Raw genomic sequence first — 22,513 nt, 5'->3', positions numbered from 1 at the left:
GCGGCACCTGACTTCCGCACCACCGCCGGGATTGCCGGCGGAAGTTCACGAGTAATTGGGGTAGACGTTCATGACCAATCCCTACGGCCAGCAGCAGCCGCCTTACGGTCAGCAGCCGCAGTCCGGCGGTTTCCCGCAGCAGCCGGGTTACGGCCCGCCGTCCGGTGGCATGCCCGCTCCGTACGGCCAGCCCGCGCCCTACGGCCAGCCGCCCTCCGGCGGTTTCGGCGCCCCGGGTTACGGCATGCCCGGTGGTGGCGACATCAACCAGATCAAGGACTACAAGGGCTGGGCGATCGGCTGCATCTTCCTCTGCTGGATCCTCGCGATCTTCGCGATCATGAAGTCCAACGAGGTCCAGACGTACAAGATGCAGGGCAACTACATGATGGCGGAGCAGGCGTCGAAGACGACCAAGACGCTCTGCCTCATCGCCTCCATCATCGGCGGTCTCGGCTGCGCGTTCGCGATCATCTGGATCATCGTCGCGGCCACCGCGGTGAGCACATACTGCAGCGGCTACTACTGCTGAACCCGGGTCGGTCCACCCCGGCGTCGTCCGATAGTGGGACGATGTCGGGGTGGTGAACCTCTACCGCGACACCGGGGTGGTGTTGCGCACGCACAAGCTGGGTGAGGCCGACCGGATCATCACCCTGCTGACCCGGCGGCACGGCAAGGTCCGCGCCGTGGCGAAGGGCGTGCGGCGCACCTCGTCCCGCTTCGGGGCCCGGCTGGAGCCGTTCGGCCACGTGGACGTGCAGTTCTACACCGGCCGCACGCTCGACGTGATCACCCAGGTCGAGACCGTGGACGCGTTCGCGCTGCCGCTGGTCGCCGACTACCAGCGCTACACCGCGGCCAGCGCGATCGCCGAAACCGCGGACCGGCTCTCGGCCGAAGAGGGCGAACCGGTGCTCAAGCTCTACCTCCTCGTCTGCGGCGCGCTGCGCTCGCTCGCCGCGGGGGAGCGCGACGCCTCCCTGGTGCTCGACGCGTTCTTCCTCCGCGCGATGTCCTACGCCGGCTGGGCGCCCGCGCTCACCGAGTGCGCCCGCTGCGGCCTGCCCGGCCCGCACGTCGCGTTCAGCGTCGCCGCCGGCGGCTCGATGTGCCAGGACTGCCGCGTGCCCGGTTCGGTGCACCCCGCACCCGAGGTCCTGGACCTGCTCACCGCCCTGCTGCACGGCGAATGGCCGATGGCCGAGTCGACCCTGCCCGGCACCCGCCGCGACGCTAGTGGCCTGGTCGCGGCGCACCTGCAGTGGCATCTGGAGCGTCAGCTCCGGTCCCTTCCCCTGGTCGAGCGACGCGCGCGGGAGACCACGGTGACATCCGGGGCTTCGCCCCGGGCCGGGGGCTCCGCCACCCGGACCCCCGACGGATATGTGGTGCGCGGGCAGTAAGGTCGGCCCCGATCGATTTTCACCCATCCAGGGAGGCTCGCCGTGCTGCGCAGGGGACGCGAGAACAAGGCGTCGCGATCGGAGCTGCGGGTCCCGGAGCCGCACCCGACCGGTGCGGTGCCGCCGGAGATCCCGCGTGAGCTGGTCCCGAAGCACGTCGCGCTGGTCATGGACGGCAACGGCCGCTGGGCCAACCAGCGCGGCCTGCCGCGGATCGAAGGCCACAAGCGCGGTGAAGCGGTGATGATCGACGTCGCCGCCGGTGCGGTCGAAATCGGCGTCAAATGGCTCTCGGTGTACGCGTTCTCGACGGAGAACTGGAAGCGCAGCCCCGAAGAGGTGCGGTTCCTGATGGGCTTCAACCGCGACACCATCCGCCGTCAGGTCGACTACCTCGGCTCGATCGGCGTCCGCATCCGCTGGGCCGGGCGCCGGCCCAAGCTGTGGGCGTCGGTGATCAAGGAACTGCAGGCGGCCGAAGAGAAGACCAAGCACAACACCGCGCTGAACATGACGATGTGCGTCAACTACGGCGGCCGCGCCGAGCTGGGCGACGCCATGCAGCGGATCGCACGGGACGTGGCCGACGGCAAGCTGAGCCCGGACAAGGTCACCGAGAAGACCATCGGCAAGTACCTCTACCAGCCGGACATGCCGGACGTGGACCTGTTCCTGCGGCCCTCGGGCGAGCAGCGGACGTCGAACTTCCTGCTGTGGCAGTCGGCCTACGCCGAGATGGTCTACCAGGACACGCTCTTCCCGGACTTCGACCGGACCCACCTGTGGCGGGCCTGCCTGGAGTTCGCCAAGCGGGACCGCCGGTTCGGCGCTGCCGTCGACCAGGCTGCTGCCGATCAGGCGGCCGTCGACCAGGCTTCGGAGGCCACGTCGTGAGCTCGACCGAGGCGGCCGAGACCGCGGAACTGCTGACCAGCGCCAAGGGTGCCCTCGAGCGCTACCTCGAGGTGCACGTCGACGACGACGGCGCGCTGACGTTTTCCCACGGCGACGTCCCGTGCGTCATCCAGGCGACCCGCCTCGGCGAGGGCCTCACCGTGCTGACCCTGACCTGCGTGGTCGGCTGGGACCTGGCGGACGCGCCCGAGCTGTCGATCGCGGTCGCCGAGCGGGCCGGCCAGGGGCTGTTCGGCACCCTCGGCGTCGGGCACTCCGACAACGGCGTCGACGTCACGCTGCGGTACGCGTTCCCGGCCGTGGGCCTGGACGCGGCGGCGCTGGGGACGCTGCTGATGCTCGTGGTGTCGACGGCGTCGCAGCTGCGGACCGAACTGCCGGGGATCCTGCCCGCGCAGTAGCGTTTTCGCCGCGAACGGTGATTTCCGGTCCGAAACGGACGGTATCCGGCCGTTCGCGGCCTGTGCGGATCAGGTGATGTCCCGGCGTCCTGGCATCATCGCCGTCGTGGACACCCTTTCCGAAACTTCCACCGAGCCCGGCCGGCGCACCCGCCGGTTCCGGGTCAGCTCGGTCGAAGTGCTGTGCGCGATCCTGCTGGTCGCGATCCTCGGCCAGGGCTGGCTGCAGCGGCTGTTCGACGTGCCCGCGCTGCGCACCGGCTCGACCGTGTTCGTCGCCGTCTGCGTGCAGGCGCTGCCGTTCCTCGTGCTGGGCGTGCTGATCAGCGGCGCGATCGCGGCGTTCGTGCCCGCGCGCGTGCTGGAGAAGGTGCTGCCGCGCCGCGCCGGTGCCGCGGTCGGTGTCGCCGGGCTCGCCGGGGTCGCGCTGCCGGGCTGCGAGTGCGCGTCGGTACCGGTGGCGCGGCGGCTGATGGGCCAGGGCGTGGCCCCGGCCGCGGCGCTGACGTTCCTGCTGGCCGCGCCGGCGGTGAACCCGGTGGTGCTGGTGGCCACCGCGGTCGCGTTCCCGGGCAAGCCGGAGATGGTGCTGGCCCGGTTCGTCGGCTCCTTGGCCACGGCGATGGTGATGGGCTGGCTGTGGGCCCGCTGGGGCAAGCTCGAGTGGATCACCGAGCGCGCGTTGCGCCGCCTGCCGGACGTCGCGGGTGGGCAACGGTGGCGCGTGTTCGCCGAGACGGCCCGCACGGACCTGGTCGAGGCCGGCGGTTTCCTGGTGCTGGGCGCGTTGATCTCGTCGGCGCTGAACGTGCTGGTCCCGGCGAAGTGGTTCGGCGTGCTGGGGGATCAGCTCGTGCTGGGCATCGTGGTGATGGCGGTGCTCGCGGTGGTCCTGGCGCTGTGCAGCGAGGCTGACGCCTTCGTGGCGGCGTCCCTGACGGCGTTGCCGCTGTTGCCGAAGCTGGTGTTCCTGGTCGTCGGCCCGGCGGTCGACGTCAAGCTGTTCGCCTTGCAGGCGGGCACGTTCGGCCGGGCGTTCGCGGTGCGGTTCGCCCCGGTGACGTTCGTGGTGGCAGCCGCCTGCGCGGTGGTGACCGGACTGGTGGTGGGGCTGGCGTGAAACGGGAGACCCAGAACATCCTGCTGATCCTGCTCGGCGGCGCGCTGGTCAAGATCGCCGTCAACGGCGACTACCTGCGCTACGTCAAACCCGCGCAGCAGCCGTGGATCATCGCCGGTGGGGCTGTCATGGTGCTGCTCGGCGCGGTCGCTGTCGTGCGGGATCTGCTGGCCGCGCGCGCGAAAGCGGCCGAAAAGACCATGCACGACCACGACGACGGCCACTCCCATTCGGCCCGGCCCGCCTGGCTGCTGCTGGTCCCCGTGCTGGCCGTCTTCCTCGTCGCGCCACCCGCGCTGGGCGCCGACTCGGTGATCCGCACCGAAGCGCGCGTACCGGCGAGCGCGGCCGCGGCCGACGCGGCGGCCTTCCCGCCCTTGCCCGCGGGGAACGTCGTTGCGTTGCCGGTCAACAAGTTCGTCAGCCGCGCGGGGTGGGACAAGGCCGGCACCCTCGACGGCCGCACCGTCTCGCTGACCGGGTTCGTGGTGCACACCGAAGGCCGGACCCTGCTGGCCCGCTTGGTGATCAGCTGCTGCGCGGCGGACGCCTTCCCGGTGACGGTCCGCCTCACCGGCACCGACGCCGCCCGGTACGCGAGCGACGCGTGGATCCAGGTGACGGGCCAGGTCGTCCCCGGCACGGCGACCCAGGCCAACAGCTACACGCCGGACTTCACCGCGGCCTCGGTCGCGACCGTCCCGACCCCGAAGGATCCCTATGAGTACTAGTTAGTGCTGCTTAGTGCTGCCCGCAGGTGCCGGTGATCTCCACGGTGTGGGAGATCTCCGAGAAGCCGTGCTCCGCCGCGATCTTCTCGGCCCAGCGCTCGACCGCCGGCCCCTCGACCTCCACTGTGCGGCCGCACAGGCGGCAGACCAGGTGATGGTGGTGGTGCGCCGAGCAGCGGCGGTAGATCGCTTCGCCCGAGTCGGTGCGCAGGACGTCGATCTCGCCGGCCTCCGACAGGGACTGCAGGGTGCGGTACACCGTCGTCAGGCCGATACCGTCGCCGCGTTTGCGCAGCTCGTCGTGCAGTTCCTGGGCGGAACGGAAGTCGTCGACGGCGCTCAGCAGCTCGACGACCGCGGCCCGCTGCTTGGTCGATCGGCGGCCGGGCACCGGAGCCTGGCCGCGTGGCGCGACGGGAGTCATCACTGCTTTCCTTCCTGCACGTGGGCGACGGCGTCGACGACGATGTGCGCCAGGTGGTCGTCGGCGAGCCGGTAGACCACCTCGCGGCCGCGCCGCTCGCCCTGCACCACCCCGGCGGTCTTCAGCACCCGCAGGTGCTGGCTGATCAGCGGCTGCGCGACGTCGAGGGCGTCCACCAGCTCGTGCACGCACCGGTCGGCCTCGCGCAGCTGCAGCACGATCGCGATCCGGACCGGCGCGGCCAGCGCCCGCAGCAGGTCGCCGGCGTCGGCCAGCACCGCCGTCGACGGGTGCCGGGACGGGGCCACCCGGTCCCGTTCGGGCTCGTGGGTGTGCGGTCCGGCCTCGTCCGCGACGCCGCTCCCCGTCACCGTCGCCATCGCTGCCTCCACGTCGTCGCCGTGCGGACCATGAATTCCGTAGTCATTGCCGATAACGGCCCGGCCCATCCTAGTGTTCCCCCGGACGGGCCCCGTCCGGTCACCGCGTCCTGAGGGGTACGGCAGGACGCATTACCCCGTTCGGGTGAGTTCGTGGGATATTGGCTCTTCGGCTTCGCATGTCGTGGCCGACGGTGCAAGGTTGTCGCGGGGCGTTGCGTCGCTTCTCGTGCGCCGACGCCCGCCCGAGCAGAACGCAGTGGGGAGACATGACCCGATTCGCAACGAAGGCAGCCGTCGTGACGGCCGTCCTGTTTCCGCTGGTCGGAGTGGGTGTGGCCGGGGCGCAGAGCCAGGCGGTCGACGAGAAGACCGGCCCGGTTTCGTTCGCGAACGTGGCGTCGGTCCGGATCGGCGGCGAAGGCCAGCACGGCGGCTCGCTGATCACCGAGACCCAGCGCTCGCCCCTGCTGCCCGGCCAGTCGAAGCTCGGCACCGACCGGGTCGCCGTGCCCAAGGACGACGGCGAGCGCGCGACGTTCGGCGGGCACTACGCGATCGACCTCGGCCGCTACAGCGGGTCGCAGGACCCGTACCCCGCGGGGATCGCGAGCCGGGACCACAACGTCGTCGCCGCGCTGCAGGCGAGCACCGTGCCCACCGCCGTCGCCGAGACCAACTACGCGCTGCGCGACACCTGGCAGGGTGGCGCCAAGCCGGTCGACGACACCGTGCTCGTGCTCGAAGGCGCCAAGACCGCGGTCGACTGCACCGCCCCGGCGAAGCTCACCGGCACCTCCTCGGTGGCCCGGCTGTGGGTGCGCCAGGCCGGCGGCGCGCTCGGCATCGTCCCGATGCCCGGCGGCAACGCCGGCCTCCAGCTGCAGAACCTGCGCCTGGGCCCGCCCGGCGACATCACGAACGCGAGCAAGGACACCACGCTCTCGGACCTCAAGCTGACCCGCGTGGCCGCGTTCGACCAGCTGATCCGCCAGGACGGCTGGCGCGGGGGCGACTTCACCGCCGTCGCCGGCTGGCGGGTCGAGATCACCACCCACGTCAAGGATGCGGCGGGTGCCGCGCTGCAGGACGTCCAGACGAACGTCGTGCTCGGCGGGGTCAGCTGCTCGGTGCCGAAGGGCTTCGTCGCCAAGGCTTCCGGCACCACCGGCGGCGGCCCGAGCGCGACGCAGCCCGCGGTGCCGACGCAGGTCCCGGCCGGGTACCTCGGCGCGGCCGCGCCGGACACCGGCGGCGACCTCTCGCGCATCCCGCTCGGCATCGGCCTGCTCTTCGGCGGCGTGTTCTTCGGGAGCGTCGCCCTGCTGCTGGGCAGGCGGCGCAAGTCCGGGACGGACTAGGTGCTGCGCACCGGGCTGGCCGCCGTCTCGGGGTCGCTGGCCGTCGCCGCCTTCGCGGCCGGGGTCGTCGTGCTGACCTGGCTGCCGCCCGCGCCCACGTCGATCGCCGCGCCCGCGCCCGGCACGCTGCCGGGGGAGAACGCGGCCCCGGCCGTGCTGCCCGCCGACAGCTCGTCCACCGAGCAGCAGCGCCCGGGCACGGTCCGGCTGCCCGACGGCGCCACCGCCCGGCTGGTCCGCACCGAGCTCACCGACACCGGCGTGCTGCCGATCCCGCGCGGCCTCGGCGACGCCGCGTGGTGGGGCGCGAAGCTGGGCGCCGACCACGGTGCCGCGCTGCTGTCCGGGCACGTGAACTGGGAGGGCGACCGTGGGCCGTTCGACGAGCTGTGGCGGATGCGCGACGGCGAGGACGTCAGCGTCGTCGACGCGCGCGGCGGGCGCTGGGTCTACCGCGTCGACGACGTCGTCACGCTGCCCAAGGAGACACTGCCCGCGCAGGCCGCCCGCTGGTTCGGCCAGGACGGCCCGCACCGGCTGGTGCTGGTGACCTGCGGTGGTGACTACGTCGGCGGCACCGAGGGCTACGATGAGAACCGCCTGGTGACCGCGACCCTGGTGACCCGCCCCACCGGCTGACCGAGTTCGATGCAACCTCCGCCGCCCGTCGCGGCATGTGTGTCTGTGCACTGCCCACGACAGCGAAGGAGCACAGGCACATGCAGGACCAGCACCCGGTGACGGCGGAGCGCGAGAAGGGCCCCGGCCGCTGGTGGATCGTCGGCGCGGCCGGCGCGTTCGTGATCGCGGCGATCGTCGCGTCCCTGCTCGTGTTCACCGGAAAGGATGAATCTGCCAGCGCGAACGGCGCGACCACGCCCGTTCCGGCGGCGCCCGCCACAGCCGCGCAGGGCACCCCGCAGGACACCGGGCAGGCGCCGGCGCAGCTGTCGCTGCCCGGTGGCGGCGCCGCGAAGCTCGTCCAGGAGGACCTCGACGCGAACGGCGCGCTCAAGATCCCCGAAGGTCTCGACGAAGCCGCGTGGTGGGGCGCGAAGCTGGGCGCCGACCACGGCGTCGCGCTGCTGTCCGGGCACGTGAACTGGAAGGGCAAGAAGGGCCCGTTCGACGAGCTGTGGCAGGTCAAGCAGGGGCAGGACGTCAAGCTGACCGACGCCGCCGGCGGCGCCTGGGTGTACCGGGTCGACGCGACCGAGACCGTCCACAAGTCCGAGCTGGCCGGGCGGTCGGAGCAGCTGTTCTCCCCGGACGGCCCGCACAAGCTGCTCCTGGTGACCTGCGGCGGCGAGTACGTCGGCGGCACCGAGGGCTACGAGGACAACCGGGTGGTGACGGCGTCGCTGGTCTCCCGGCCCTGACGAGGCTCACCTGCGCGGAAACCCGGTGGGCCCGGCGGATACCCTTGACGTTCTAGTCCGATAACCGTCCCCGCATGCTTCCGGAGCGTGGAGTGCCCACGAACACCATCGATACCGTAGTCAGCCTGTGCAAGCGCCGTGGTTTCGTCTTCCCCAGCGGAGAGATCTACGGCGGTACCCGCTCGGCGTGGGACTACGGGCCGCTCGGGGTCGAGCTCAAGGACAACATCAAGCGCCAGTGGTGGAAGACCGTGGTCCAGAGCCGCGACGACGTCGTCGGCCTCGACTCCTCGGTGATCCTGCCGCGCCAGGTGTGGGAGGCGTCCGGGCACGTCAAGGTGTTCACCGACCCGCTGGTCGAGTGCCTCTCGTGCCACAAGCGCTTCCGCGCCGACCAGCTGGCCGAGGACTACACGGCGCGCAGCGGCAAGGAGACGTCGGAGGACGACCTGTCCGACGTCCCGTGCCCGAACTGCGGCACGCGCGGCCAGTACACCGAGCCGCGGGCCTTCAACATGATGCTGAAGACCCACCTCGGCCCGGTCGAGACCGAAGAGGGCCTGCACTACCTCCGCCCGGAGACGGCGCAGGGCATCTTCGTCAACTTCCTCAACGTGCAGACGACGTCGAGGAAGAAGCCGCCGTTCGGCATCGGCCAGATCGGCAAGTCGTTCCGCAACGAGATCACGCCGGGCAACTTCATCTTCCGGACGCGCGAGTTCGAGCAGATGGAGATGGAGTTCTTCGTCGAGCCGGGCGAGGACGAGACCTGGCACCAGTACTGGATCGACCAGCGCACGGAGTGGTACAAGGACCTCGGCATCAAGCCCGAGAACCTGCGCCACTTCGAGCACCCGAAGGAAAAGCTCTCGCACTACGCGAAGCGCACGGTCGACATCGAGTACCGGTTCGCGTTCAACGCCGGGCAGGAGTGGGGCGAGCTCGAGGGCATCGCCAACCGCACCGACTTCGACCTGACCACGCACTCGAACCACTCGGGCGTGGACCTGTCGTTCTTCGACCAGGCGTCCGGGCAGCGCTACCGGCCGTTCGTGATCGAGCCCGCGGCGGGTGTCGGCCGCTCGATGATGGCGTTCCTGGTCGACGCCTACCACGAGGAAGAGGCCCCGACCGCCAAGGGCGGCGTCGAGAAGCGGATCGTGCTCAAGCTCGACCCGCGGCTGTCGCCGTTCAAGGTCGCGGTGCTGCCGCTGTCGCGCAACGCCGACCTGACCCCGAAGGCGAAGGACGTCGCCGCCCGGCTGCGCAAGCACTGGAACGTCGACTTCGACGACGCGCAGGCGATCGGCCGCCGCTACCGGCGCCAGGACGAGATCGGCACGCCGTACTGCGTGACGGTCGACTTCGACTCGCTGGAAGACCAGGCCGTGACCGTGCGCGAGCGCGACACCATGGCCCAGGAGCGCGTCGCGATCGACAAGCTGGAGTCCTACCTGGCCGGCCGCCTGATCGGCTGCTGACCCCGCTTCCCCAGGTCCGTGAAGGCCTCCTTACCGGCCATAAGAGCCGGTAAGGAGGCCTTCACGGCTTTCGGGGGACCGGGCACCCCTGACACCTGTCACCCCCAGGTCGTGACGCACGGTCTGGGGACGGCGCCCCGCGAGGCGGCAGCCTGGGGGCATGCGAGACACAGACATCCAGGCGGTGGCGGCGGGGGCCGCGATCCACCTCACCGGCCTGCGGAAGCACTACGGCGACGTTTACGCGGTCGACGGCGTCGACCTGACCATCGCCCCGGGCGAGGTCGTCGCCCTGCTTGGCCCCAACGGCGCGGGCAAGTCCACCACCGTCGACATGATCCTCGGCCTCAGCACACCGGACAGCGGTGAGGTGCGGGTCTTCGGCCGGAAGCCGATCGACGCCGTCCGCGCGGGCCTGATCGGCGCGATGCTGCAGGGCGGCGCGCTGATGGACGACCTGACCGTCGCCGAGACCGTCGGCATGGTCGCGGCGCTGCACCGCAAGCCGATGCCGGTCGCCGAGGCGCTGCACGCCGCCGGCGTCGAAGAGCTGGCCGGGCGCCGCGCGAACAAGCTGTCGGGTGGGCAGAAGCAGCGCGTGCGCTTCGCCGTCGCCCTGGTCAGCGACCCCGACCTGCTGATCCTCGACGAGCCGACCGCGGCCATGGACGTCGGCACGCGCCGGGAGTTCTGGCAGTCGATGTACTCGTTCACCGAGTCCGGCCGCACGGTCGTGTTCGCCACGCACTACCTCGAAGAGGCCGAGGAGTTCGCCGACCGGGTGGTGCTGATGCGGCGCGGCCGGATCGTCGCCGACGGTTCGGTCGCCGAGGTCCGCGCGCTGGCCGGGGGCCGCAGCCTGCGCGCCGCCGTCCCGGGCGCCACCGAAGCCGCGATCGCGGCCCTGCCCGGCGTCAAGGAGTTCGAGCTGCGCGGCGACCGCGTCGCCATCTCCACCGGCGACTCCGACGCGACGCTCTGGGCCCTGAAGGCCGCGGTGCCTTCGGTGTACGACATCGAGATCAGCGCCGTCGGCCTCGAAGGCGCCTTCCTTTCCCTGACCGCCGACGAAACCGCGGAGTCCGTCCGATGAACGCCACCTACCTGGTCACCGAGATCCGCCGGAACTTCCGGGCGCCGCGGTTCCTGATCTTCGTCGTGGCGTTCCCGGTACTGATGTTCCTGTTGCAGGCCAACGTCTTCACCAAGTCCTCCGATCCGGATCACGTGCAGATCGCCGCCGTGATCATGATCAACATGATGACGTTCGGCGCGTTCGCCGCCGCGACCAACAGCGGCGCCCGGCTCGCGCTGGAGCGGGCCGCGGGCTGGCAGCGGCAGCTGCGCCTGACCCCGCTGACCGGCACCGGCTACCTGGCCGGCAAGGGCATCTCCGGCCTGCTCGTCGGGCTGCCCGCGCTGATCCTCGTGCCGGTGCTCGCCGTGGCCGTCGAGGGTGTGCACCTCGACGCCGCGGGCTGGGTCCGCATCTTCGCCGGCGTCTGGCTCGGCACGATCCCGCTGGTGCTGCTCGGGCTGCTGCTCGGCCAGTTCGGCACGCCCGACTCGATGCAGCCGGTCAACATGATCGTCACGCTGGGCATGGGCTTCCTCGGCGGGCTGTGGATCCCGATCGAAAGCATGCCGGGCTGGATGCACGACGTCGCCCAGCTCATGCCGACGTACTGGGTGCTGCAGCTGGCGCGGCCCGCGGTGACCACCGACATGGTGGTGTCGCTGCCGCACGCGGTGGCCGTGCTCGCGGGGTGGACGGTCGTGCTGGGGGCCCTGGTGATCAGGCGTTACCGTAAGGACAGCGCCCGGGTCTGAGGGCCATTGAGAGCCGGGGGACGGGAGAAGGAACGGCGATGGCGAACGACGACACGAACCGCCGGTTCGGGCTCAACACCCGGGAAGGGTGGTGGGACGATCCGCTGCCCGACCCGAAGAACCAGGGGCCCGACAGCGTGCGCTGGCCGATCATGGGCGCGGTCTTCCTGCTGCCGTTCCTCATCCCCATCACGAAGTCGCTCCTGGCCGAGACCGTCGTGACCGTGCCGCTCGTGCTCATCTGGATCCTGGTCTACGCCTACGCCGCCTGCTACCTGCTGTTCCCGTACTTCTTCCGCCAGGTGCGCCCGCTGAAGCTGGGCTTCGGGATCGTGATGGTCGCGCTGGGGCTCGGCGTGGTAGCGGCGGTCGAGGCGAGCCCGTTCATCCTGCTCTACGGCACGGCCGTGATGGTGTTCCTGGCCCCGGCCGCGTGGTCGGTGATCGTGGACGTCGTCGCGCTGCTGCTCGGGGCGCTGATCCTGCTGGCGGGCGGCCGGTTCCAGGACGGCTACGGCGACCTGATCACCGTCGGCTCGGTGACGCTGGCGATGTTCTTCATGGCCAACCTCATCCGCGCCATCCGGCGTCTGGAGCTGGCCAACAAGGAGATCGCCACGCTCGCCGTGACGAACGAACGCCAGCGCGTCGCCCGCGACCTGCACGACCTGCTCGGGCACAGCCTCACCACGATCACCGTCAAGGCGGGGCTGGCCCGGCGGGTGCTGGAGAGCGCGGGCGACATCCCGCGCGCGGTGGCGGAGATCCGCGAGGTCGAGAGCCTCACCCGCAGCGCGCTGTCGGACGTCCGCGCGACCGTGTCGGAGTACCGCGAGGTGTCGCTGTCGGCGGAGCTGGTCGGCGCCCGCGCGGCGCTGCGGGCCGCGGAGATCGACGCCGACCTGCCGCACGCGGTCGACAACGTCCGGCCCGAGTTCCAGAACCCCTTCGGGTACGTGCTGCGCGAAGCCGTCACGAACGTGCTGCGGCACTCCGGGGCCAAGCAGGTGAAGGTGAAGCTGGGCGGCAACTGGCTGGAGATCGAGGACGACGGCACCGCCGCCGACGTCGTCCCGGGCAACGGCCTGCGCGGCCTCACCGAGCGGCTCGCCGCGGTCGGGGGCACGGTGCGCGCGTCGGTCCGGCCCGGGGGAGGATTGACGGTGCGAGCGGAGATCCCGCTGCCCGAACCGCGCGCGGCCGCTCCGGCCGTGCGCGCCGAACCCGCGGGAGGTCTCGCTTGATCCGGGTGCTGCTGGCCGACGACCAGGCCATGGTGCGCGGGGCCCTGGCCACCGTGCTGGGCCTCGAATCCGACATCGAGGTGGTCGGGCAGGTCGGTTCCGGCGACGAGGTGGTCGCCGCCGCCCGCGAGCTGAAGCCCGACGTCGCGCTGCTGGACGTGCAGATGCCGGGCAAGGACGGCCTGGAGGCGGCGGGCGACCTGCGGGCCGCGCTGCCGTCGTGCCGGGTGATCATCTGCACCACGTTCGGCAGGCCCGGCTACCTGGCCCGCGCGATGGCCGCGGGGGCCGCCGGGTTCGTCGTCAAGGACGCGCCGCCCGAGCAGCTCGTCGAAGCCGTCCGGCGAGTCCACAGTGGACTCCGGGTGGTGGACCCGGCGCTGGCCGCGGAGTCGCTCGCCACCGGCGCCAGCCCGCTCACCGGGCGCGAGCGGGACGTGCTGCGGGAGGCCAGTGACGGCAGCACGGTCGCTGACGTCGCCCGCGCGCTGCACCTGTCCGAGGGGACCGTCCGCAACCACCTCTCCGCCGCGATCGGCAAGACCGGCGCCCGGACCCGCGCCGAAGCGGTCCGCGTCGCCGAGGAGCGCGGCTGGCTGTGAGCGGCCGGTGACCTTCTGACAAGATGGGCGGGGTGGGTACCGCTGAACGCACCAAACCGTCGCACGCGAGCTGGGCGCGCCGGATCGCCTTCGGCACGGTCCTCATGCTGCTCGCCCTCGTCGGCGGCACGGCGTTCCGGATCTGGCAGGTCGCCCGCGACAACGACCGCACGCGGGCCGACGTCATCGTGGTGCTGGGCGCGGCCCAGTACAACGGCAAGCCGTCGGACATCTACGCCGCGCGGCTGATCAAGGCGAAGCAGCTCTACGACGCGGGCGTCGCGAAGATGATCGTCACCGCGGGCGGCAAGAAGGCCGAGGACAACTTCACCGAGGCGCGGGCCGGCCAGCTGTGGCTGACCCGCCGCGGCGTGCCGGCGACGGCGACGCTGGCCGTCGGGGAGGGCAGCGACACGCTGCGCAGCCTGCGCGCGGTCGCCCAGCAGGTCGAGGCGCGCGACTGGCACACGGCGGTGCTGGTCAGCGACCCGTGGCACTCCTTCCGCGCCCGCACCATGGCCGACGACCTGGGCCTGGACGCCTGGACCGCGCCGACGCACAGCGGGCCGATCGTCCAGGAGCGCGTCACGCAGGTCCGCTACATCGTCCGCGAAACCGGCGCGCTGCTGTACTACCGGCTGACGAAGACCCCCGCCGACGACCTCTTCGCCACTTTCCTGGGCTGATTGGCGGCTGAGCGTTTTGTCGGTCGTCCCGCTTAAGCTGAGCGGGTGGACCACGGTTACAGCGAGCACGACACCGCCCGCCTCCGGCCGGAACCGGCGAAGGGCGCGGCGCTGGCCGGGGCGCGCGCGGACGGGCGCAGCGCGTTCTCCCGCGACCGCGCCCGCGTGCTGCACTCCGCGGCGCTGCGGCGGCTGGCCGGCAAGACCCAGGTGGTCGGCCCGGGGGAGGGCGCCGAGATCACCGGCGCGCCGCGCACCCGGCTGACGCACTCCCTGGAGGTCGCCCAGATCGGTCGCGGCATCGCCGAGGAGCTGGGGGCCGACCCGGACCTGGTGGACACCGCCGGGCTGGCGCACGACATCGGGCACCCGCCGTTCGGGCACAACGGCGAGCGCGCGCTCGACGAGGTGGCCGCCGCGTGCGGCGGGTTCGAGGGCAACGCGCAGACGTTGCGCATCCTGACCCGGCTGGAACCGAAGCTGGTCGACGAGAACGGCGCCACGGCCGGGCTCAACCTGACCCGCGCGTGCCTCGACGCGACCACGAAGTACCCCTGGCCGCGCAAGCCCGGCCAGGGGAAGTACGGCGTCTACGCCGACGACGCCGCGGTCTTCACCTGGTTCCGCGACGGCGCGGCGGCGGCGGAAACGTGCCTGGAGGCCCAGATCATGGACTGGGCCGACGACGTCGCGTACTCGGTGCACGACGTCGAGGACGGCGTGCTCGCCGGCCGGATCCGGCTGCGGGTGCTGGCGTACCCGGACGAGCGCGCCGCCGTCGCCGAGGCCGCGGCCAAGCACTTCTCCGGCCAGTCGGTGTCCACTTTGGAGAGTGCGGCCGACGAACTGCTGGCACTGCCGGTGGTCGCGGCCCTGGCCGAGGCGGCACCGGACGGCTCACCCGGCACCCAGGTCGCGCTGAAGCGGCTGACCAGCGAGCTCGTCGGCCGCTTCGCGACCGCCGCCGTCACCGGAACGCGGGCCCGCTTCGGCGAGGGCCCGCTCGGCCGCTACCGGGCCCGGCTCGCCGTGCCCGAGCAGGTCGCCGCCGAGGTGGCCCTGCTCAAGGCCCTGGCCCTGCGCTACGTGATGAGCGACCGGCGGCGGCTGGCGATGCAGGAAGGGCAGCGCGAGCTGCTGGGCGAACTGGTCCACGCACTGGCCAGGCGGGCCCCGGAGTCACTGGACCCGCTGTTCCTCCCGGCGTGGAAGGCCGCGAAGGACGACGCGGGCCTGCTGCGCGTGGTCGTCGACCAGGTGGCCTCCCTGACCGACGCCCAGGCGCACGCCTGGCACTCCTGGCACGTGACCCGCCACCACTAGCCGGGTCCGGCGTGACGGAAGCGCCAACACCCGTGATCAACGCGCCAACACGCGTGATTGAAGGGTCGACACGACGCGGGGGCCCGCTCCTCACCGTGTCGACCCTCGAATCACGCGTGTCGTCCTCCCAATCACGCGTGTCGACCTCTGGATCACGGGTGTTGACCCTTTGATCACGTGGGCCGGCGCTTCCAGCACGGGTGGCCGGCGCCGGATTCGTCACCCGGTGGGGGAGTTCCGCGTGGCCGCCCGGCTGGGTGAGGGGTTCCGGTAGTCTCGCCCGCATGGCCACGGACAGCCACCTCCGGTTCGCCCTCGCCGTCCATGGGGCCCTCGGCGCCGAGGGCGGGAACTCCTGTTTCTCGCCGTATTCGGTGGCCAGCGCGCTGACGCTGGCCGCGCTCGCCGCCCGGGGGGCCACCCGCGATGAGCTGGTCGCCCTGCTCGGCGAGCCGGCCGCGCAGGCCGAGCTGCTGCGGGCGGCCACGCAGCTCGTCGAGGAGGGCCGGGGCGCCGAACCGCCCGAGATCGCCGTCGCCAACACGCTGTGGGCCGCCGACAGCCTGCCGCTCGAGGACGGCTTCAAGACCGAACTCGCCGGGTGGCCCGGGGCGAACGTCGAGAGCGCGCCGTTCGGGGAGGATCCCGAACGCGCCCGCGCCCTGATCAACGAGGACGTCGGCCGCACCACGCACGGCCTCATCCCGCAGCTGCTGCCGCCGGGCTCGATCGACACCGGCATCGCGGCCGTGCTCGTCAACGCGCTGTACCTGAAGGCCGCGTGGAAGCTGCCGTTCCGCGAGGCCAACACCACCGACGCGCCGTTCCACGCCCCGTCCGGCACCCGGGACGTGCCGACGATGTGGCTCGGGGAGAACGTCGGCTACGCGCACACCGGCGGCTGGCAGGCGGTTCAGCTGGTCGCGGCCGGTGGCCTGCAGGCCGTGGTGCTGCTGCCCGACGGCGACCTCGCCGAGGCGGAGGCGTCGCTCGACGAAGCGGCGTTGACCGGCCTGCTCGGCAAGATCCGCTCGACGCGCGTGGAGCTGGCGCTCCCCAAGGTCTCGCTCGACGTGCCCAGCTCGCTCACCGGCGTGCTGCACGGCCTGGGCGTGCGCACGATGTTTACCGACCGCGCCGACCTGAGCGGGCTCTCCCCGGACCCGCGGCTCGCGGTGTCCGAGGTGGTGCACCAGGCCGTGCTGCGCGTCGACGAACAGGGCTTCGAAGGAGCCGCGGCGACGGCGTTGACCATGCGCCTCACCTCGATGATCACGTCCGACCCGGTCGCCGTGACGGTGGACCGGCCGTTCCTGCTGCTGGTCCGGCACGCCGGCACCGGCGCGCTCTACTTCTTCGCCAGGGTGGTCGAGCCGTGAGCTTGAAGTCCGAAGCCGTCCCCGAGCTCGTCCCACCCGCTCCCGAAGCCCCACCCGAAGGCCCGAAACGCTGGCAGTGGCCGGACTCCGCCATCATGGGCGGGTTCCTGCTCTTCACGATCCTGCTCTACAACGGCTTGTGGTTCGACCTCAAGCGCGGCTACCTGTGGAACGGCGCGTCGGACCAGAGCCAGTGGGAGTGGTACTCGACGGTCGTCGCGAAGTCCGTCCTGCACTTCCAGAACCCGTTCACCACGGACCTGCAGAACTACCCGTACGGCGTGAACATGGCGGCGAACGCGGCGATGTTCGGCCTGAACATCCCGCTCGCCCCGATCACGCTGACCTTCGGTGCCACGCTGACCTGGGCGATCGTGCTGACCGCCGGGCTCGCCGGCACCGCGATCGGCTGGTACTGGGTGTTTTCCCGGCACCTGGTGCCCAACCGCACGGCCGCCGCGATCGGCGCCGCGTTCTGCGGGTTCGCCCCGCCGATGATCTCGCACGGCAACGCGCACCCGAACTTCGTCGTGCTGTTCGTGCTGCCGTTCATCGCGCTGAAGGCGTTCCAGATCGCGCGCAACGTACGGCCGGTGCGCAACGGCGTCGTGCTCGGCCTGCTCGTCGCGTGGCAGATCCTGCTCGGCGAGGAGCCGCTGGCGATCTTCGGGCTCACGTTCCTGGTGTTCGTGATCGCCTACCTGGTCCCGCACCGCGCCGAGATCCGCGGCATGCTCGCGCCGCTGGCCAAGGGCGTCGGCATCGGTGCCGTCGTGGCGTTGCTGATCGCGGGTTTCCCGTTGTACTGGCAGTTCTTCGGGCCGCAGAGCTTCCATTCGCTGCTGCACGGCCCGGCGGGCAACGACACGGCGGCGTTCACCCGGTTCGCGACGCAGTCGATCGCCGGCTGGCCGGAGTCGGCCGCGGACGTCTCGATGAACCGCACCGAGGAGAACGCGTTCTTCGGCTGGCCGCTGATCGTGCTCGTGGTGGTGCTGACGATCTGGCTGTGGCGCGACGTCGTGGCGCGCGCGCTCGCGATCACCACGTACGTGCTGGCCTTCCTCTCGCTGGGCGTCGAGATCACGGTGGCGCACCAGGACACCGGCATCCCCGGGCTGTGGAAGTGGCTGGGGCAGCTGCCGTTGCTGGACTCGCTGCTCGAATCCCGGCTCGCGATGGGCTGCATCCCGGTGGTCGGCGGGCTGCTGGCGATCGCGACGCACCGCGTCTGGACGGCCGCGGCGGAGCAACCCGAATCCCTGGACGGCAAGCAGCGCTTCCCCCTGCGCCTGGTCTGGGTCGGCGCGGTGGTGGCGGTGCTGCTCCCGATCGCGCCGACGGAGCTGGTGACGCACGAGCGCCCGCTGTCGCCGCCGTTCTTCGCCGACGGCATCTGGCGCCAGTACATCGCTCCCGGCGGCTCGCTCGTGCCGGTGCCGCTGCCGAGCACCGGCGAAGCGGAACCGTTGCACTGGCAGGTGGACGCGGGCCTCGGCTACCCGATGCCCGAGGGCTACTTCGTCGGCCCGACGTCCGCGGAGGACCGCAGCGGCCGCTACGGCGCCGTCCCGCTCCCGACGTCGGACCTGTTCGCCGAGGTCGAGCGCACGGGCCAGACGGCGGAGGTCACCGAAGCCGACCGCACCCAGGCCCTGGTGGACCTGCGCAAGTGGAACGCCGACGTGCTGGTGGTCGGCCCGCGGCAGAACCAGGAAGCGCTCAAGTCCACTGTGGAGCTGCTGCTGCGCAAGCCGGCGGAGTTCGTCGGCGGGGTCTGGGTCTGGGACGTCCGCGCGCTGACGGCGTAAGCCGTCGGCGCCGGGCCGCACGAGCTGCCGATGGCGTGGCCGGCCACGGTGGGGCTCCCTCCGGAAGCCCCACCGGCGGCGGTCAGGCCTTCACGGCGTCGAGCAGGATCGTCGCGAGCTCCTTCGGTTGCGAGAACATCGGCCAGTGACCCGTGTTCAGCTCCACCAGGTTCCACCGGTCGCTCTTGAGCAGCTCGACGACGTCCGGGCTCGGCGTGTCGCCGTCGAGCAGGCACTTGACGTAGGTCGCCGGCAGCTCGCCGAGGGGCCGGCTCAGGACGGCCGGTTCGGTGAGCGACGCGGCCGGGTGCGGGGTCGAGCCGCCGATGATGCGGGCGATCTCGGCGTCGGAAAGGCCTTGTCCCGCATAGTCTTCCGCGGTCAGGGGCGGCCAGAAGCCGCGTTCGGTGAGCGCGGCCACCTGGGCCTCGGACCAGACGGACGTGAACGACTCGCCGCCGGTCGGCACGTTCGAGTCGACGAACACCACGCGCGCCAGCCGGTCGCCGATCCGCTCGGCCGCCTGCCCGACCGGGATGCCCGAGTAGCTGTGCCCCACCACCACGACCTCACGCAGGTCCGCGCCCTCGACGACGTCGACGATGTCCTGGACGTGGGTCGCCTGCCCGGCGGGCACCGCGCGCTTCTCGGCGACGCCGGACAGCGTCACGGGGTGGGCGCCGTGCCCGGCCGCGGTGAGCTCCGGCACCACCTCGCTCCACGCCCACGAGCCGAGCCAAGCGCCTGCTACGAGTACGAATTCAGCCATGCCCGGAAACCTAGCGGAGCCCACCGACAAAATCGGTAGAGTGCCCGCTCATGACCATCGTGGACGAGCAGGGCCGGACCGAACCGCCGGTCGACGCCGACGAAGCCGGGACCCTGCTGGGGTTCCTCGAGTACCACCGCGCGACGCTGGCGTGGAAGTGCGCGGGCCTGGACGCGGCGGGCCTGCGTGCGACCGTCGGCCCGTCCCCGCTGACCCTCGGCGGGATGCTCAAGCACCTGTCCTACGTGGAGGACCACTGGTTCTCCCGCATCCTGTTCGGCGACGAGCGGGCGGAACCGTGGAACTCGGTCGACTGGACGGCAAGCCCGGACTGGGACTGGGATTCCGCCGCCGACGACACCCCGGAGCAGCTCCGCGAGCTGTGGGAGTCGACGGTCGCCCGCTCGCGCGAGCTGGTCGCGAAGGCGATGGAGAACGGCGACCTCTCGCAGCCGGCCGTCCGCGGCTGGCCGGACGGCCGCAAGCCGAACCTGCGCTGGATCCTGGTCCACCTGGTCGAGGAGTACAGCCGCCACAACGGCCACGCGGACCTCATCCGCGAGTCGGTGGACGGCAGCACCGGCGAGTAGGTCAGTGGTCCCTGGTCACCGAATCCGAGTCGGCGGCCGGCTCTCCTGAGCCGTCGGCACGGTGGTGTCCGCCGCCGGTCCGACCCGGGTGAACGTCTGGGTTTCGGCGGGTGGAACGGGGAAATCACGAGGTGCGCCCAGCGCGGCACGCGCCCCGCCGCGGGCGTGCCCGGGCGCAGCAGGCTCGGGCGCAACGGCGCCGCTCAGTCGCGGGCGTGGGCGATCTGGAAGATGTTGCCGAACGGGTCGCGGATCATCGCCCGCCGGTCGCCGTACGGGGTGTTCGACGGTTCCTCCAGGCTCGTCGCGCCGCAGTCGAGGGCCCGGCGGTACGTCGCGTCCGCGTCGGCCACGTACACGTACAAGAACGCGGGGAACAGCTCCCGCTCGCCCTCGGCGGAGACCAGGACGCGCGAGCCGCCGATGCGGAGGTCGGCGGGGCGGCCGCTCTCCAGCTCACCGGTCGCGCCGAACACCGTGCGCAGGAACGCGACGGCGGCGACGAGATCGCGCACCACCATCCGCGGGGTCACCGTCTGGTAGTCCTGGCTCATACCGGCCCACCCAAGTCCGTTTCGTCACGGAACACAAGGGAGGCCGACCAGCTTCGCCAGGAACCGGTCGACCTGCTCGACCGCGGGTGACCACGGCAGGTCGGGCTCGTTGATCCGTTGCGCCAGCATGCCGTTGACGGCGGTGCGCAGGTCGATGGCGACCGTGACCGGGTCGTCCTCGGGGGCCAGGCCGGCGTCCATGCACGCCCGCACGCCGTCGACCGTGCGGGCGACCATGACCTCCTTGAACGGCATCCCGAGCCGCCGGTGGACCTTGCTCTCGTGCAGCACCTTGTAGAGGCCGGGGTGCTCGCGCGCCCACGCGGCCTGCGCGAGGATCCGCGCGCGCAACGCGGCCGCCGGGTCCGGCGCCGCCGCGTAGGCGTCGTCGCCAGAGCGCACCAGCTCCTCGTGGCAGCGCTGCATAGCGGCCAGGACCAGTGCGTCGCGGTCCGGGAAGTGCAGGTAGACCGACGTCGCCGCGATCGACACTTCGCGCGCTACGGCCCGCAGCGAGAGCGCTTCGTCGTCGGCCAGCTCGTCGAGCATCCCGACGGCGGCCGTGACGATCTCTTCGCGCAGCAGCTCGCCCTTGCCGCGGGCGTTGGGACGGCGGCGGGTCTCGGTCATGGTCGTCCCACTATAGCTGGACACCCATTGCGCTACAGGTGTAGCGTAATTCGCACTACAGCTGTAGCGCTACGATCGTTCATCAACTGAGGGAGCACGACCTTGACCATCGCTGCCGCACCCACGAGCCTCGAGCGGCTCGCCGCGCTCGACCCCGCCTTCGCGCAACTGGCCGGCGCCACCGCGAAGTTCGTCCGGGCGATCCCGGAGCTGACCGGCCGCGAGAAGACCTTCCTGTGCGTCACGGCCGACGTCTGCCAGGGCAGCCTGGGCCTGGCGTTCACCGCGCACGTGCGGGCCGGCCTGGCCGCCGGGGTGTCCACTTCGGACATCCGGGAACTGCTGCGCTTCGTCTCCTACGACTGCGGTTACCCCGCCGCGACCGCGGGCGTCGAGCGGATCACCGAGCTCGAGACCGAGCTGGGCCTCCCGCGTCCGGAGGTCGAACTCCTGGCCGCCGAGCTGGTCTCGACCGGCCCGGACGCCGCGCCGAGCCCGCTCCCGGACGCGGTGCGCGCCCGGCTGAGCGAGCTGGACCCGCACTTCGCCGCGTACTTCGACCTGCAGTCGCGGATGCGGACCGGGCACGGCCCCGGCACGCTCACCGAGCGGGAGCGCGGCCTGGTCAGCATGAGCGTCGACGTCCACTACCAGACGCTCGCCGACACGTTCCGCATCCACGTCGGCCGCGCGCAGCGGGGCGGCGCGACGGCGGAAGACGTCCGCGCCGCGCTGCGGTTCCTGGCGCAGTTCGGCGTCACGAGGGCTTGGCACGCCTGGGAAGCGCTGAACGCGATGGACTGACCGGCCGGGAGCGGCCGGTGGCGTGGCTCACCCCGCCGGGTGTCACGTCCCCGGCCGCCGTCTCGTTCCCCTCCCGACCGAGACGAATGGAGACGGACATGCCCCGCATCGCCGCGAAGAAGACCACCGAAGCCGGACCGCTGCTCAAGCTCTTCTACCGCGTCGCCGGCCGGAAGTACGGCGCCGTGCCCGAGCCGATGGCCGTCGTCGCGCACCACCCCGGGCTGTTGCGCGCGAACGCGGTGCACGAGCTGATGGTGCAACACGCGTCGAAGAAGCTGCCGGCGAACGTGCGCGAGCTGGCCGTCTACCGCGTCGCCACCCGGATCGGCTGCTCGTGGTGCGTCGACTTCGGCACCATGCTGCAGAATCACGACGGCCTGGACGTCGAACGCCTGAAGAAGATCGACGGCTACGCGACGTCGCCCGCGTTCAGCCACCGGGAGCGGCTCGCGATCGCCTACGCCGACGCGATGTCCGCCGAGCGCGTCACGGTGACCGACGAGCAGGTCGCCGAGCTGGTGCGCGCGTTCGGCCGCGACGGCGTCATCGAGCTGACCTACCAGATCGGCCTGGAGAACTCCCGCGCCCGGATGAACAGCGCGCTCGGCATCGTCGAGCAGGGCTTCACCTCGGGCGACGCCTGCCGGGTCCCGCTCCCGTAGGACCCCGGGAACCAGACCCCGGTGGGAC

Annotated in this window: 26 protein-coding genes; 21 read left to right on the top strand and 5 right to left on the bottom strand. The window is 71.7% G+C overall.

Translation table 11 applies throughout. The annotated features are described in order from the left end of the window. The first annotated feature begins 70 nt into the window (after positions 1–70). The 6 genes from ACLJQZ_RS43700 (at position 71) to ACLJQZ_RS43675 (ending at position 4,573) form a co-directional block, all read left to right on the top strand. Positions 71–532 (top strand): CD225/dispanin family protein, encoded by a 462-nt coding sequence (locus ACLJQZ_RS43700; RefSeq protein ID WP_247055052.1) that lies wholly within the window; start codon positions 71–73, stop codon positions 530–532. Between the two features lie 49 nt (positions 533–581). Next, on the top strand, positions 582–1,406 hold the full coding sequence (recO, locus tag ACLJQZ_RS43695; protein WP_410627111.1) for a DNA repair protein RecO: 825 nt from the start codon (positions 582–584) through the stop codon (positions 1,404–1,406). A 42-nt stretch (positions 1,407–1,448) separates the two neighbouring features. Next, positions 1,449–2,300, top strand: a complete 852-nt coding sequence (locus ACLJQZ_RS43690; RefSeq protein WP_247055050.1) for an isoprenyl transferase — start codon at positions 1,449–1,451, stop codon at positions 2,298–2,300. Beyond that, positions 2,297–2,722 (top strand): YbjN domain-containing protein, encoded by a 426-nt coding sequence (locus ACLJQZ_RS43685; protein ID WP_247055048.1) that lies wholly within the window; start codon positions 2,297–2,299, stop codon positions 2,720–2,722. Before ACLJQZ_RS43690 ends, ACLJQZ_RS43685 begins: the two co-directional genes overlap by 4 nt. 76 nt (positions 2,723–2,798) lie before the next feature. Continuing rightward, a complete protein-coding gene (locus ACLJQZ_RS43680) occupies positions 2,799–3,842 on the top strand; it encodes a permease (protein WP_410627109.1) in 1,044 nt (347 codons plus the stop codon). Next, a complete protein-coding gene (locus ACLJQZ_RS43675; protein ID WP_410627107.1) occupies positions 3,839–4,573 on the top strand; it encodes a TIGR03943 family putative permease subunit in 735 nt (244 codons plus the stop codon). Before ACLJQZ_RS43680 ends, ACLJQZ_RS43675 begins: the two co-directional genes overlap by 4 nt. Positions 4,574–4,583: 10 nt before the next feature. Here ACLJQZ_RS43675 and ACLJQZ_RS43670 read toward each other — a convergent pair whose 3' ends face one another. Next, complete coding sequence (locus ACLJQZ_RS43670; protein WP_410627105.1) at positions 4,584–4,997, bottom strand: Fur family transcriptional regulator; 414 nt, start codon at positions 4,995–4,997, stop codon at positions 4,584–4,586. Then, positions 4,997–5,377, bottom strand: coding sequence for an ArsR/SmtB family transcription factor (locus ACLJQZ_RS43665; RefSeq protein ID WP_410627103.1), 381 nt, complete (start codon positions 5,375–5,377; stop codon positions 4,997–4,999). The genes ACLJQZ_RS43670 and ACLJQZ_RS43665 overlap by 1 nt, the downstream gene beginning before the upstream one ends. Positions 5,378–5,646: 269 nt before the next feature. On the opposite strand from ACLJQZ_RS43665, the gene ACLJQZ_RS43660 reads away from it, so the two are divergent. From ACLJQZ_RS43660 to ACLJQZ_RS43605, 12 genes are all read left to right on the top strand, one after another. Then, positions 5,647–6,738 (top strand): hypothetical protein, encoded by a 1,092-nt coding sequence (locus tag ACLJQZ_RS43660; RefSeq protein WP_410627101.1) that lies wholly within the window; start codon positions 5,647–5,649, stop codon positions 6,736–6,738. Further along, positions 6,739–7,377 (top strand): class F sortase, encoded by a 639-nt coding sequence (locus tag ACLJQZ_RS43655; protein WP_410627100.1) that lies wholly within the window; start codon positions 6,739–6,741, stop codon positions 7,375–7,377. It begins immediately after the preceding gene. Between the two features lie 80 nt (positions 7,378–7,457). Further along, positions 7,458–8,117: a class F sortase gene (locus ACLJQZ_RS43650; protein ID WP_410627098.1), complete on the top strand. Its 660-nt coding sequence runs from the start codon at positions 7,458–7,460 to the stop codon at positions 8,115–8,117. Between the two features lie 92 nt (positions 8,118–8,209). Further along, positions 8,210–9,598 carry a glycine--tRNA ligase gene (locus tag ACLJQZ_RS43645; RefSeq protein WP_410627097.1) on the top strand — a complete coding sequence of 463 codons (1,389 nt, stop codon included), beginning with the start codon at positions 8,210–8,212 and terminating at the stop codon, positions 9,596–9,598. A gap of 160 nt (positions 9,599–9,758) precedes the next feature. Further along, complete coding sequence (locus ACLJQZ_RS43640) at positions 9,759–10,691, top strand: ABC transporter ATP-binding protein (protein ID WP_410627095.1); 933 nt, start codon at positions 9,759–9,761, stop codon at positions 10,689–10,691. Further along, on the top strand, positions 10,688–11,428 hold the full coding sequence (locus ACLJQZ_RS43635) for an ABC transporter permease (RefSeq protein ID WP_410627093.1): 741 nt from the start codon (positions 10,688–10,690) through the stop codon (positions 11,426–11,428). Before ACLJQZ_RS43640 ends, ACLJQZ_RS43635 begins: the two co-directional genes overlap by 4 nt. Positions 11,429–11,466: 38 nt before the next feature. Then, complete coding sequence (locus ACLJQZ_RS43630) at positions 11,467–12,672, top strand: sensor histidine kinase (protein ID WP_410627091.1); 1,206 nt, start codon at positions 11,467–11,469, stop codon at positions 12,670–12,672. Continuing rightward, on the top strand, positions 12,669–13,274 hold the full coding sequence (locus tag ACLJQZ_RS43625) for a DNA-binding response regulator (protein ID WP_410627089.1): 606 nt from the start codon (positions 12,669–12,671) through the stop codon (positions 13,272–13,274). The genes ACLJQZ_RS43630 and ACLJQZ_RS43625 overlap by 4 nt, the downstream gene beginning before the upstream one ends. A gap of 32 nt (positions 13,275–13,306) precedes the next feature. Continuing rightward, entirely contained in the window at positions 13,307–13,960 is a 654-nt protein-coding gene (locus ACLJQZ_RS43620) for a YdcF family protein (protein WP_410627087.1), read from the top strand. A gap of 45 nt (positions 13,961–14,005) precedes the next feature. Next, the gene (locus ACLJQZ_RS43615; protein WP_410627085.1) at positions 14,006–15,283 is read left to right on the top strand and encodes a deoxyguanosinetriphosphate triphosphohydrolase; all 1,278 of its coding nucleotides are present in this window, start codon (positions 14,006–14,008) and stop codon (positions 15,281–15,283) included. Positions 15,284–15,567: 284 nt separating this feature from the next. Further along, positions 15,568–16,662, top strand: a complete 1,095-nt coding sequence (locus ACLJQZ_RS43610) for a serpin family protein (protein WP_410627083.1) — start codon at positions 15,568–15,570, stop codon at positions 16,660–16,662. A 95-nt stretch (positions 16,663–16,757) separates the two neighbouring features. Continuing rightward, positions 16,758–18,473 (top strand): glycosyl transferase, encoded by a 1,716-nt coding sequence (locus ACLJQZ_RS43605; protein WP_410627169.1) that lies wholly within the window; start codon positions 16,758–16,760, stop codon positions 18,471–18,473. Between the two features lie 82 nt (positions 18,474–18,555). Here ACLJQZ_RS43605 and ACLJQZ_RS43600 read toward each other — a convergent pair whose 3' ends face one another. After that, on the bottom strand, positions 18,556–19,242 hold the full coding sequence (locus ACLJQZ_RS43600; RefSeq protein WP_410627082.1) for an alpha/beta fold hydrolase: 687 nt from the start codon (positions 19,240–19,242) through the stop codon (positions 18,556–18,558). Positions 19,243–19,292: 50 nt separating this feature from the next. Here ACLJQZ_RS43600 and ACLJQZ_RS43595 point away from each other — a divergent pair, with 50 nt between their 5' ends. After that, positions 19,293–19,832 carry a DinB family protein gene (locus ACLJQZ_RS43595; RefSeq protein ID WP_410627080.1) on the top strand — a complete coding sequence of 180 codons (540 nt, stop codon included), beginning with the start codon at positions 19,293–19,295 and terminating at the stop codon, positions 19,830–19,832. Between the two features lie 203 nt (positions 19,833–20,035). On the opposite strand, the gene ACLJQZ_RS43590 is transcribed toward ACLJQZ_RS43595, so the two are convergent. Further along, positions 20,036–20,386 carry a VOC family protein gene (locus tag ACLJQZ_RS43590; RefSeq protein ID WP_410627078.1) on the bottom strand — a complete coding sequence of 117 codons (351 nt, stop codon included), beginning with the start codon at positions 20,384–20,386 and terminating at the stop codon, positions 20,036–20,038. 24 nt (positions 20,387–20,410) lie between these two features. Then, on the bottom strand, positions 20,411–21,016 hold the full coding sequence (locus ACLJQZ_RS43585; protein WP_410627077.1) for a TetR/AcrR family transcriptional regulator: 606 nt from the start codon (positions 21,014–21,016) through the stop codon (positions 20,411–20,413). A gap of 102 nt (positions 21,017–21,118) precedes the next feature. On the opposite strand from ACLJQZ_RS43585, the gene ACLJQZ_RS43580 reads away from it, so the two are divergent. Beyond that, positions 21,119–21,820, top strand: a complete 702-nt coding sequence (locus ACLJQZ_RS43580; protein WP_410627075.1) for a carboxymuconolactone decarboxylase family protein — start codon at positions 21,119–21,121, stop codon at positions 21,818–21,820. A 98-nt stretch (positions 21,821–21,918) separates the two neighbouring features. Beyond that, a complete protein-coding gene (locus ACLJQZ_RS43575) occupies positions 21,919–22,485 on the top strand; it encodes a carboxymuconolactone decarboxylase family protein (protein ID WP_410627073.1) in 567 nt (188 codons plus the stop codon). Positions 22,486–22,513 lie beyond the last annotated feature (28 nt).

Source organism: Amycolatopsis sp. cmx-8-4, assembly GCF_046548675.1.
Lineage (GTDB): Bacteria > Actinomycetota > Actinomycetes > Mycobacteriales > Pseudonocardiaceae > Amycolatopsis.
The sequence above is the reverse complement of the archived record's forward strand: the minus strand, read 5'-3'. Positions and strand labels throughout refer to the sequence as shown.

Bases quoted from the DNA above. Each gene is read 5' to 3' on its own strand.
- ACLJQZ_RS43660 (WP_410627101.1), top strand. From the start codon at position 5,647: ATGACCCGATTCGCAACGAAGGCAGCCGTCGTGACGGCCGTCCTGTTT.
- ACLJQZ_RS43635 (WP_410627093.1), top strand. From the start codon at position 10,688: ATGAACGCCACCTACCTGGTCACCGAGATCCGCCGGAACTTCCGGGCG.
- ACLJQZ_RS43700 (WP_247055052.1), top strand. From the start codon at position 71: ATGACCAATCCCTACGGCCAGCAGCAGCCGCCTTACGGTCAGCAGCCG.
- ACLJQZ_RS43680 (WP_410627109.1), top strand. From the start codon at position 2,799: ATGTCCCGGCGTCCTGGCATCATCGCCGTCGTGGACACCCTTTCCGAA.
- ACLJQZ_RS43640 (WP_410627095.1), top strand. From the start codon at position 9,759: ATGCGAGACACAGACATCCAGGCGGTGGCGGCGGGGGCCGCGATCCAC.
- ACLJQZ_RS43590 (WP_410627078.1), bottom strand. From the start codon at position 20,386: ATGAGCCAGGACTACCAGACGGTGACCCCGCGGATGGTGGTGCGCGAT.
- ACLJQZ_RS43600 (WP_410627082.1), bottom strand. From the start codon at position 19,242: ATGGCTGAATTCGTACTCGTAGCAGGCGCTTGGCTCGGCTCGTGGGCG.
- ACLJQZ_RS43610 (WP_410627083.1), top strand. From the start codon at position 15,568: ATGGCCACGGACAGCCACCTCCGGTTCGCCCTCGCCGTCCATGGGGCC.
- ACLJQZ_RS43650 (WP_410627098.1), top strand. From the start codon at position 7,458: ATGCAGGACCAGCACCCGGTGACGGCGGAGCGCGAGAAGGGCCCCGGC.
- ACLJQZ_RS43585 (WP_410627077.1), bottom strand. From the start codon at position 21,016: ATGACCGAGACCCGCCGCCGTCCCAACGCCCGCGGCAAGGGCGAGCTG.
- ACLJQZ_RS43605 (WP_410627169.1), top strand. From the start codon at position 16,758: ATGGGCGGGTTCCTGCTCTTCACGATCCTGCTCTACAACGGCTTGTGG.
- ACLJQZ_RS43630 (WP_410627091.1), top strand. From the start codon at position 11,467: ATGGCGAACGACGACACGAACCGCCGGTTCGGGCTCAACACCCGGGAA.
- ACLJQZ_RS43575 (WP_410627073.1), top strand. From the start codon at position 21,919: ATGCCCCGCATCGCCGCGAAGAAGACCACCGAAGCCGGACCGCTGCTC.
- ACLJQZ_RS43665 (WP_410627103.1), bottom strand. From the start codon at position 5,377: ATGGCGACGGTGACGGGGAGCGGCGTCGCGGACGAGGCCGGACCGCAC.
- ACLJQZ_RS43670 (WP_410627105.1), bottom strand. From the start codon at position 4,997: ATGACTCCCGTCGCGCCACGCGGCCAGGCTCCGGTGCCCGGCCGCCGA.
- ACLJQZ_RS43595 (WP_410627080.1), top strand. From the start codon at position 19,293: ATGACCATCGTGGACGAGCAGGGCCGGACCGAACCGCCGGTCGACGCC.